At 74.9% G+C, this 10,414-nt stretch carries 7 protein-coding genes and 2 pseudogenes; 7 read left to right on the forward strand and 2 right to left on the reverse strand.

The window, feature by feature from the left end; all coding sequences use genetic code 11:
• The 3 genes and pseudogenes from ACSNOK_RS25115 to ACSNOK_RS25125 form a co-directional block, all read left to right on the forward strand.
• Positions 1 to 1,032 (forward strand): annotated as a pseudogene (locus ACSNOK_RS25115) (hypothetical protein); the annotation flags it as partial.
• A gap of 267 nt (positions 1,033 to 1,299) precedes the next feature.
• A complete protein-coding gene (locus ACSNOK_RS25120) occupies positions 1,300 to 3,042 on the forward strand; it encodes a GMC oxidoreductase (RefSeq protein WP_436783037.1) in 1,743 nt (580 codons plus the stop codon).
• A gap of 201 nt (positions 3,043 to 3,243) precedes the next feature.
• The gene (locus ACSNOK_RS25125; RefSeq protein ID WP_436783041.1) at positions 3,244 to 3,999 is read left to right on the forward strand and encodes a thioesterase II family protein; all 756 of its coding nucleotides are present in this window, start codon (positions 3,244 to 3,246) and stop codon (positions 3,997 to 3,999) included.
• A gap of 87 nt (positions 4,000 to 4,086) precedes the next feature.
• On the opposite strand, the gene ACSNOK_RS25130 is transcribed toward ACSNOK_RS25125, so the two are convergent.
• Both ACSNOK_RS25130 and ACSNOK_RS25135 read right to left on the reverse strand, forming a co-directional pair.
• Positions 4,087 to 6,264 (reverse strand): PIG-L family deacetylase, encoded by a 2,178-nt coding sequence (locus ACSNOK_RS25130; protein ID WP_436783038.1) that lies wholly within the window; start codon positions 6,262 to 6,264, stop codon positions 4,087 to 4,089.
• 223 nt (positions 6,265 to 6,487) lie between these two features.
• Positions 6,488 to 7,048 carry a GNAT family N-acetyltransferase gene (locus tag ACSNOK_RS25135; RefSeq protein ID WP_436783039.1) on the reverse strand — a complete coding sequence of 187 codons (561 nt, stop codon included), beginning with the start codon at positions 7,046 to 7,048 and terminating at the stop codon, positions 6,488 to 6,490.
• A gap of 226 nt (positions 7,049 to 7,274) precedes the next feature.
• On the opposite strand from ACSNOK_RS25135, the gene ACSNOK_RS25140 reads away from it, so the two are divergent.
• The 4 genes and pseudogenes from ACSNOK_RS25140 to ACSNOK_RS25155 form a co-directional block, all read left to right on the forward strand.
• Positions 7,275 to 8,423, forward strand: coding sequence for an alpha/beta hydrolase (locus ACSNOK_RS25140; RefSeq protein ID WP_436783040.1), 1,149 nt, complete (start codon positions 7,275 to 7,277; stop codon positions 8,421 to 8,423).
• A 108-nt stretch (positions 8,424 to 8,531) separates the two neighbouring features.
• A pseudogene (locus tag ACSNOK_RS25145) lies at positions 8,532 to 8,717 on the forward strand (ArsR family transcriptional regulator); the annotation flags it as partial.
• Between the two features lie 211 nt (positions 8,718 to 8,928).
• Positions 8,929 to 9,186 carry a hypothetical protein gene (locus tag ACSNOK_RS25150; protein WP_436783043.1) on the forward strand — a complete coding sequence of 86 codons (258 nt, stop codon included), beginning with the start codon at positions 8,929 to 8,931 and terminating at the stop codon, positions 9,184 to 9,186.
• A partial coding sequence (locus ACSNOK_RS25155; RefSeq protein ID WP_436783042.1) for an MFS transporter occupies positions 9,183 to 10,414 on the forward strand: 1,232 nt, incomplete at its 3' end. The genes ACSNOK_RS25150 and ACSNOK_RS25155, both read left to right, overlap by 4 nt.

Consider the following 10,414-nt stretch of genomic DNA (forward strand, 5'->3'; position numbering starts at 1 on the left):
GCGGGCTGTGATGCCGACGCGGCCATGATCGGCGGTGGCGGGGGCGGCGGCAGCGGCTTCGCGGCCGGGCCCGGGGTGTCGGGCGGGGTGACGACCGCCGGCTCCGGCCGCTACGCGGCGGCCAGGACCGACCCCCTCTACCAGGCGGGGATCGGCGACCACTACAAGCCCGGACAGGTGGTGCTGCAATGGGCCGAGCCCGACACGGTGGGCGTGTCCCCGGGAGGTCCGCCGGAGGTGGTGCTGACGCGTACCGGTGAGACCGGATACCCCGGTGTGCGGCTGCGCGCCGAAGCGGACAACGAGGGCGTGCGCCGACAGGTCCGCGTGGTCCTGCCCGCAGGCAAGGGACTGCGGTTCGTCGAGGAGGGCGGCCCCGGGTACCAGCTCACCGTGCAGAGCGCTTCCGGCGATACGCGGCGGTACCTGGGGACCCTGTCCGCCGACGGGCAGACGCTCACCTTCACGGACGTCGACCTCGGCCTGACGGGCACCGGCTCCGCCTCCGTCGCCTGGGTCGCCGTCCAGGCCACTTCCGGCTCCCCCTTGGGCGAGAGCGAGCTGACCTTCCGCGTCGGGGCGCGGACCGGGGCCTCCACGACCGTCCGGGTGGGGGAGCCGTTCGCCCTGTTGCCGGGTGGGGAGGGTGTGACACTGGCGCGCGGGGGCGGGACCCGCTACCCCGGAGTGTGGCTGCGAGCCGAGCGGGACTGCACGGGCGCGCGCCGCGACGTCCGTGTGGTCCTTCCCGCGGGCAGGGAACTGCGGTTCGTCGAGGAAGGCGACCCGGGGTACCAGCTCACCGTCGACCGCGGGATCGGAAGCCCGCAGCACTACTCCGGAAGCCTGTCCGCCGACGGGCAGACGCTCACGTTCACGGACGTCGGCCTCGGCCTGGTGGGTACGGGTTCCGGCTCCGCCGCCTGGGTCGCCGTCCAAGCCCTTGCCGCCGCCCCCTTGGGCACCACCGGCCTGACCTTCCACGTGGGAGGCGTCTCCCGGGAATCCACGTCCCTCCACGTGATCGCATAGGCGGGCCGGTCACCCGGACGACGCCCCGGACGAACGCCCGGACCTCCGGGGGGGACGAACCGGGGCGTCGATCCGTGTGAGCGGACGCCCGTGTGCACCGCACCCTGCCGCCTCTACCGCCCACCGGCCGTGACCGTCAAGCGGAACCCTTGAATCAGGGGCCGTCGCGCCACAACTCGCCTATCTCACCCGCCTCTTCTGTTTGCATGCGTCCGGGGCCCCGACACTCGTTCCCTCCGGCGGGCCCCGGAAAGGTGAGGTGTGTCCATGTCGGTCCAGCGCCATCCGTCCGGTGCGTCACACACGGCGAATGCGACAGGCTCGTCAACCCGGTCAGGTCCGCCGGCTCCGTCAGGTTCGCCGGAAGCGTCCGGCCCGTCGCGGCGCCGGCTGCTCGGCGGGATCGCCGCCGGGGCCGTGGCCCTCGGCGGGTACGGTCTGGCCGGCGCGGCTCCGTCCGCCGCGGTCGGGCCCGAGGAGGCCGCGCGGGACGGAGCGTACGTCCCCGCCCTCGTCGTCGGGACGGGGTACGGCGCGGCCGTGACGGCGTTACGGCTCGCCGAGGCGGGGGAGCGGGTGCTGATGCTGGAGATGGGGCGGTGGTGGAACCGGCCGGGTGCCGACGGGAAGATCTTCTGCGGGATGCTCGACCCCGACCGGCGGTCCAGCTGGTTCCGGACCCGGACCGCGGCGCCGCTGGGCTCCTTCCTCTGGCTCGGCGTCGTCGACCGCAGGGTCGAGCCGTACGCCGGGGTGCTAGACCGTGTCGACTTCGGCTCCATGGCCGTCTACGCCGGACGCGGCGTCGGCGGCGGCTCGCTGGTCAACGGGGGCATGGCGGTCGTGCCCCGCCGCGCGTACCTCCGGCAGGTGCTCCCTCGGGTGGACGCGGGGGAGATGTACGGCCGGTACTTCCCGCGTGCCCGCGCCATGCTCCGCGTCAACGGCGTCGACCGGACGTGGTTCGAGGGGACGGAGTGGTACCGGTACTCCCGCGTGGCCCGCGAGCAGGCGGCACGGGCCGGAATACGGCCGGTGTTCCTCGACAACGTCTACGACTTCCGGTACATGCGCGCAGAAGCGGCCGGCACCGTCCCCCGGTCCGCCCTGGCGGGCGAGCTGATCTACGGCAACAACCACGGCCGGAACTCCCTGGACAAGACCTACCTCGCCGCCGCCCTGCGCACCGGCCGCGTCACCATCGCGAGCCTGCACCGGGTGCGGTCCATCCGCCGCCGGCGCGCGGGCGGTTACGTCGTGACGGCCGAGCGGTCGGACGAGTCCGGCCGCCGGATCGCCGTCAAGGAGATCGGCTGCCGCCGGCTGTTCCTCGGCGCCGGCAGCCTGGGCACCACCGAACTGCTGTTGCGGGCCCGGGAGACCGGCGCGCTGCCGGACCTCGGCCCCGAGATCGGCCGTGGCTGGGGCCCCAACGGGAACGTGATGGCCGCGCGCGCCCAGCACGTCACGGACCCCACCGGTTGCCGGCAGTCCACCGTCCCGGCCCTCGGCCTCGACGCCTGGGACGACCCCCGCCACCCGGTCTTCGCCGAGATCACACCGGTGCCCGCCGGCATCGAGACCTGGATCAGCCTCTACATCGCCATCACCCGCAACCCCGAACGCGGCACCTTCGTCTACGACCGGGCCACGGACCGGATGGGCCTGCGGTGGACGCGGGACCAGAACGGGCCCGCCGTCGAGGCGGCCCGCTCCTTCTTCGACCGCGTCAACCGGGCCAGTCGCACCGACTACCGCTACGACCTGTTCGGCCCCCGCGCCAAGGCCTTCGCCGACGACTTCACCTACCACCCCCTCGGCGGCTGCGTGCTCGGCCGGGCCACGGACGCGTACGGCCGGATCCCCGGCCACCCGGGCCTCTACGTCACCGACGGCGCGCTGATTCCGGGGTCGCTGGGCGTCAACCCGTTCCTGACCATCACCGCGCTGGCGGAGCGGAACATCGAGCGGATCGTCCGGCAGGACGTGGCGCGGCCGGCGGGCCGCTGACGGGACGTCGGGCGGCGGCCGACGGCCCGGCCGCGGGGACGTGACGTGCGCCGCATCGGGTGTGCGGCGGGGCCCGGCGGGGCACGTCTGACCCGGGCGTACCGGCCGGCCGGCCGGGGGCCGCGGACGTGCCACCCTGGTGCCCGGCAGTCCGCGGTACCGCCCGGCAGGCCCTGGAAGGAAGACCCGCTCGTGAACGACATCCGCGTCACCACCGACGAGAATGCCCAGTGGATACGCAGGTTTTACCCCCGCCCGGACGGTGACGTCCGGCTGGTCTGCCTGCCGCACGCCGGCGGCTCGGCCACCTTCTTCCACCCGATGGCCCGGATGGTGCCCGCCTTCGCCGACGTGCTGTGCGTCCAGTACCCCGGCCGCCAGGACCGCCGGGACGAGCCGCTCATCGACACCGTCCCCGAGCTCGCGGACCGGGTGTTCGCGACGCTGCTGCCCTGGGCCGACCGGCCGCTCGCCTTCTTCGGGCACAGCATGGGCGCCTCCCTGGCCTTCGAGGTCGCCCGGCGGTTCGAGCGGGAGAAGGGCATCGTCGCGGCCGCCCTGTTCGCGTCCGCCCGGCGCGCGCCGTCGGTCCACCGCGAGGAGACCGTCCACCTCCGGGACGACGACGGGATCCTCGCCGAGACCCGGCGGCTCAGCGGCACCGACTCCCAGGTGCTGGAGGACGAGGAGCTCGTCCGCATGATCCTCCCGGTGCTGCGGTCGGATTACCGCGCCGCCGAGACCTACCGCTACGAGCCCGGGCCGCCGCTGCGCTGCCCCGTGGTGGCGCTGACCGGCGACGCCGACCCCAAGGTGAGCGTGGACGACGCGGCGGCCTGGGCCGGTCACACCGAGTCCTCCTTCGACCTCCGCGTCTTCACGGGCGGTCACTTCTACCTGAGCGACCACCAGGAGGCCGTGGTGCGCGAGATCACGGACCGGCTGCGGGGCGTCTGACCGCGTCGGGCCCCGCCGCGGACCCGGTCCGGACACGGCCGCGCCGCCCGCCCCGGGTGGGACGGGCGGCGCTTCCCTCGGTCGCCGTCAGGCCGACGTCCCGCCCTGGGACCGGCCGTCCTGGCCGGTCCAGGCCGTGAAGGGGTACTTGCCCGACGGCTGGGTGCGCGCACTGCTCAGCTTGCCGTCCATGCCCACGACCACGACCGTCGTCCGGCCGCGCGCGTCCTTGGCGACGCCCGGCGTCGCCCGGTACGTCACGCCGCCGCCCTGCCAGGGGCCGGGACGCCCCGAGCCCTTCGACAGCCGCACCCGGCCCCGCGAGTCGCGGGCGGCGAGGACGACGGTCCGGCCGTCCTGGGCCAGTGCCACCCGGCCGTATCCGCCGATCTCCGGCAGTTCGGACGTCATCCGCCAGGAGCCGTCCCCCGGCCGCTCGGCGACCAGCACCCGCGCGGTGCCGGGCTGCCGGGTGACCAGCCGCATGCCGCCGCCCGAGAAGGGAGCCAGCGACAGCGGGCCGCTCGCGGTGGGGAGCCGGGTCGCCCCGGCGGGCTGCGGCGGTTCGCCGTCGCCCTCGGACATCCAGTGGTAGACGGTCTTGGCGTCCGCGGCGACCACGTGGAGGCGGCCCCGGTCGTCCAGCGCGGCGTCCATCCCGTCCAGGACGGACGGCGGCCGGTCCCCGTCCGACTCCAGGTGCTCCCAGTCGGACCAGTCCTCGCCGCCCTCGCCGGTGCGGAACATCAGGCCGCCGGCCCAGTCCCGGACGAAGAGGAAGACCTTGCCGTCCTTGTCCGCGACGGTCACCGGGTAGCCGACCTCCATCGACCGCTCCGGATCCGCCTCGGGGGAGCCGAGGGACTCCCAGCCGCCGAACGACGGGACGGCTCCCGGGCGGGGCTTTCCGTTCTGCCGGGCGGTGACGATCTCGCGGCGGTGCGGGGTGCCCCGCGTCGGCAGGACCGTGCGCACGGAGAACAGCTGGAGGGTGCCGTCCGCGTGCCGCAGGACCTCCACCTGTCCCTCCAGCATCGACCCGCCCACCTTGACGGGCCCGGACCAGGCGCCGGTCCCGGGCCTGGTCTCGGTCCAGCAGTGCACGGCGCCGTCGAGGAGCGCGAAGGCCGCGAGCCGGCCGTCGGGCAGCGGCTGCACCCAGCGCTGGGTGCCCGGCGCCCGGTAGCGGAGGTTGTTGGACCAGCGGACGTCCTTGGAGCGGGCGCCGACCTTGCGGTCGCCGCAGCCCGCGGGGTCGCCGCAGTCCTTGCCGTCGGCCCAGCCGTAGGTGTCGAGGATCTTCACCTTGTGCCGGGTGGTGGCCGCGTCCAGGTTGGACGGCAGGAGGGAGACCTCGTAGCCGACGTAGTTCTCCACCGCCGTGGGACGGCTGTGCCGGCGTCCCCAGTACTCGGCCAGCGCGGCCTGGGCGAAGTGGGCGGAAGTGGTGTGGTCCTGGTGGTCGTAGTGGGATATGCCCGCCAATTCGTGCGGCACACCGGGGAACTGCTGCTGGACCGCCCGGTGCGTCGGGTTGGGGTCGAGGGTGCGGACGACCGTCGGCCGGTACCGGTCGAACACGGCCACCAGGGAGTCGATGACGTGCCGGCGCTCGTACTGGAACGTGCGCGTCACCGGGCTGTGGGCCGGTACGAGCGTCGTCAGCCGCGGGGTCGCCCCGAGCCACAGCCCGCGCAGGCTCTCCTTGCGCGGCACCCGGATGAACCGGGCCTCCACCAGCTCCAGGAAGATCAACTGGACCTGGGGGGCGGCCTTGAGCGTGTGCAGCTCCGCCTCGAAGCCGGGGATCAGCGTCGTCGTCTCGACCCGCCAGGGGCTGAGCCAGTCGCCGGTGGCCATCTGGGCGGTCGCCTCGCGCAGGCCGTTGATGCGCGCGCGGACGAACTCCGGCCGCCGCATGGGCAGCTTCCCGTACCCGGGCGTCTGCGACAGGGCGTTGCGGCCGTCCGACTCACCGCCGGTGAGGCACACGGTGACGGTCGGGGCGCCGCTCCGGATGGACCGCTCCAGCTCCGGGTTCATGAAGTACAGCGAGTCGTCGGGGTGCGCGATCACGTGCACGAACGACTCGGTCGTCACGACCTTCGCCGGCTGCACGGGGAACTCGTCCTCGTGCCCGCTGCCCTGCGCCGAGCCGGGGGCCAGCCACTGCCAGGCCCCGACCGTGCCCGTCCCGACGACCAGGCCCGCACCGCCGGCCTGGAGCACTCGGCGGCGCGACAGTCGTGATATTCGCCCCGGCACAGGGGTCTCCCATCTCCTGCGCCCAAAGCGCGGTTGAGCAAACGCGGACATGTCGGACAAAGTCGAACCAACCCCCCTTAGTTGACCGTAAGATCTTACGACCCGCGGGGCGCGGTTTTCCGACTGTCATGTAACAGCCGTGCTTCGGCGAACCATAGATTGCGATGCGATCGGGTGTCGTGAGCACGGGGAATGGCTGTGAGGCGGCTGCGAAGCCCTGGGGTCAGTGCGGTTCGCGGTCGTGCAGAATCCTCTGAAAGAGGTAGTGGTCACGCCAGGCGCCGTCGATGTGCAAGTACTTCCTGGCGGTGCCGATCCGCTCGAAACCGCACTTCGCCAGGACGCGCTGGGACGCCACGTTGACCGTCACGGTGCCCGCTTCGACCCGGTGCATCCCGAGTTCGTCGCCCGCGGCCCGGCACACCGCCGTCACCGCGGCGGTGGCCAGCCCCCGCCCGGCCCGGTCCGCCGCCACCCAGTAGCCGAGCGAGCCGCTCCCGAAGGCGCCCCGCACGATGTTGCTCAGATTGACGACACCGACGATGCCCTCCCGCTCGTCATCGAGCACCCAGGGGACCGTCCGCCCCTCCCGGCGCAGCTCCGTCAGCTCCGCCAGCCGGGCCGCCTGCCCCTCGGCGGTGAAGAACTCCGGCGGCCGGCGCGGCTCCCAGGGGCGCAGGTGGTCACGGTTCGCGGAGTACGCCCTGGCCAGGTCCGCCGCGTCGTCGGGGGTGACGAGGCGGAGGACGACGCCGGGAGCGACGGTACGGGGTTCGATGATCACCCCCGTAGCGTAGGACGGTCCGGCACCGCGCGGCGAACGGGCGTCCGAGGGACTGCCGCACGGCGGCCCGGCCGCCGCCTCCGACTCCCCGACGCCGCGCCGCGCACCGTGCGCCACCCCCTACCCCGGTATCACTCCCGAGTTGGCTCCGGAGGGTGACGCCTGCCCGGACACCGTCTCCTTACCGTCCCCTCGCACCGCACGGAACGAGGGAGAACGCACCGACATGCACCGCTTCAAGCGCACCCTGGCCGCCGTCGCGCTCACGACGACCGTGGTCGCGGGAACGGCGGGCTGGGCCGCCGCCCACCGGGAGGACGCGATCACCGGACCGCTGCCCGGCACCGCCGCCTGGCGCGCGGACCACTCCCTCCACCGCACCCTGCCGGACCCGGCCACCGCCACGCCCGCCGACGTCGCCCGCTTCTTCGCGACCCTCCCGGAGGACGCCCGGCAGCGGCTCGCGGCCCGCCACCCCCTGGTCGTCGGCAACCTGGACGGCGCCCCGCCGGCCCTCCGGTACGAGGCCAACCGGCGCGCCCTCGCCACCGAGCGCGCCGGCCGGCTGGCCCGGGCCGCCGACACCTCGCTCCCGGAGTACGAGCGCGCCGAGGCCCGGGCCCTCGCCGGCCGCTACCGCGAACTCCTCGCCCCCCAGCGGCGGATCCTCGCCTTCGACCCGCGCGGGCGCGGCCGGCTCGCCGAGGTGTACGGCGACCTGACCACGGCCCGGCGCACGGCCGTCGTCGTGCCCGGCTCCGACATCGACCTGTCCTCGTTCGACCGGCGCACCGACCCCTACGGCACCCCGGCCGGCATGGCCCGGTCGCTGCGCGCCGAGATGGCCCGGCAGGAGCCCGGCACCGCCACCGCCGTCATCGCCTGGGCGGGCTACACCACCCCCGTCGGCATCGGCCCGGACGCCGCCACCGGCCGGCTCGCCGAGGCCGGAGCACCCCGGCTCGACCGCTTCCTCGCCGGGCTGGCCGCCACCGGCACCGCCGCGCCGGCCGTCTTCTGCCACAGCTACGGCTCGGTGGTCTGCGGCCTGGCCGCCCACGCCATCGGCCGCGGCGAGGCGTCCGACCTCGTCGTCCTGGGCAGCCCCGGCGTCCGGGCCGGCTCCGTCGCCGGCCTGCGCACCCCCGTCCGGGTGTGGGCGGTCCGGCGCAACGCCGCCGACTGGATCGGGAACGTCCCCAACGTCGAACTGTTCGGCCTCGGTCACGGCACCGACCCCACCTCCGCCTCCTTCGGGGCGCGTCCCGTCTCCTCGGCGGGCGCCCACGGCCACACCGGCTACTTCGCCCCCGGCACGGAGTCGCTGCGGCACTGCGCCGAGATCGCGCTGGGCGCCTACGCCCGCGTCCGCTGACGTCCGGCCGTACGGCGGGGACCGCCCGGACGCCGCCGCCGCCGTGTGCCAAGACTTCTTCGCAAAAACTCCAGTGCAAAGACTTCTTGGCGTCCTAGGGTGCCGTCCATGACACCGCCCGACGCCCAACCGGCCGACCCCATACGCGACTTCGGCCCCGACCCGCGAACGGACGTCGTGCTCGACGCCAAGGGGCTCCGCGCCCTGGCGCACCCGCTCCGCGTCGAACTGGTCGCCCTGCTCCGCGCCACCGGACCGTCCACCGCGACACGGCTCGCCGCACGCATGGGCGTCGCCTCCGGACTGACGAGCTACCACCTCCGCCGGCTCGCCGACGCCGGGTTCGTCGAGGAGGAGAACGGGCGTCGGCACCGCGCGGGAGCGCTGGTGGCGCGCGGCCCACGAAGCCACCTGGGTCAGCGACCGGACCCTCTTCGACGAGGAGCCGGAGGCCGCGGCCGCGTTCCGGGCCTCCGTCGCGAACCTGCACGCCCTGCACACCCGGGTGGCCCTCGGCCGGGCCCCGTCCCTGCCCCCGGCCTGGCGCGACGTACTGGAGACGAGCGACTGGCTGCTGCGCCTCACCCCCGAGGAGGCCACCGGCCTCGCCGCCGAACTGCGCGCCGTCCTGGCCCGCTACCGCCGCTTCGGCCCCGGCCCGGAGGGCGACGCGCCCGCCGGCGCCGAGCAGGTGAAGGTCGTCCTGCACATCCTGCCGGACCCCGCCACGCCCGGACCGGCCGGGAAACCGGAACCGTCATGAGACGCCCCCGCCGGGACCGCGCCGGGCGGAACGCCGCCGGCACCGGCGCCCGCCCCCTCGTCGGGCTGCTGGCGTCCACGGCCGTCGCCCTCACCGCGACCCGCGTGTCGGCCATCGCCCTGCCCTGGTTCGTCCTCGTCACCACCGGCAGCGCCACCCGCACCGGGATCGTCGCCTTCTGCGAACTGGCCCCCTACGTCGTGGTGAAGGCCCTCACCGGACCGCTCGTGGACCGCGTCGGCCCCCGCCTCGTCTGCTGGACGGCCGACTCGCTCAGCGCGACCGCCGCCGCCCTGATCCCGCTCTGCCACGCCCTCGGCGTGCTGCGTTTCTGGCCGCTGCTCGTCCTCGTCGCCGTCATCGGCGCCGTCCGCGGGCCGGGCGACCTGGCACGGGACGTCATGGTTCCCGAGGCCGCCGACCGCGGCGGCCTGCGGCTGGAGCGGGCCACCGGCCTCGCGGGCGTCGTCGAACAACTCGCCGCGACGGCCGGGCCCGCGGCCGGCGGCGCCCTCGTCGCCCTGGCCGGCCCCCTGACGGCACTGATCGCCACCGCCTCCTGCTTCGCCCTCGGCGCGGTGATCACCCTGCTGGTCCTGCCGTCCGGCATGGGACGCCCGGCCGCCGCCCACGCCGACGATCCGCCCGGAGCCGGGTACGGGCACCGGCTGCGCGAGGGGTACGCCTTCCTGCGCGGCGACCCCCTGCTCCTGGCCATCTGCGCCGTGGTCGGCTTCGGCAACTTCCTCGGAGCGGCCTCCGCCCAGGTGCTGGTCCCCGTCTGGGCCCGCGAGTCCGGCGGCGGACCGGCCGCCATCGGCCTCGTCAACGGCCTCTTCGGCGTCACCGCCGTCCTCGGCGGCCTCACCGCCGCCGCGATGGCCCACCGGCTCCGCCGCCGCCTGGTCTTCTTCACCGGCTACCTGCTCAGCGACACCCCCCGCTACCTGGTCCTCGCCCTCGACGCGCCGCTGTGGGCGGTGGCCGCCGTCTTCGCGGCCGGCGGCCTCGGCGCGGGCTTCCTCAACCCCATCCTCAGCGCCATCTCCTACGAACGCGTCCCCCGGCACCTGTTGGGGCGCGTCCGGTCCCTCACCGCCGCCCTCGCCTGGGCCGGCATCCCGTTCGGCGGCCTCGCGGCGGGCGTCCTGACCACCACCGCCGGGCTGGCCCCCACGCTGCTCGGGGCGGGGGCGGCGGTTCGAGTCCGGTCGCGAGGCAGCGCGGT

Origin of the sequence: Streptomyces sp. URMC 126, assembly GCF_051386555.1 — a bacterium.
Classification (GTDB): domain Bacteria; phylum Actinomycetota; class Actinomycetes; order Streptomycetales; family Streptomycetaceae; genus Streptomyces.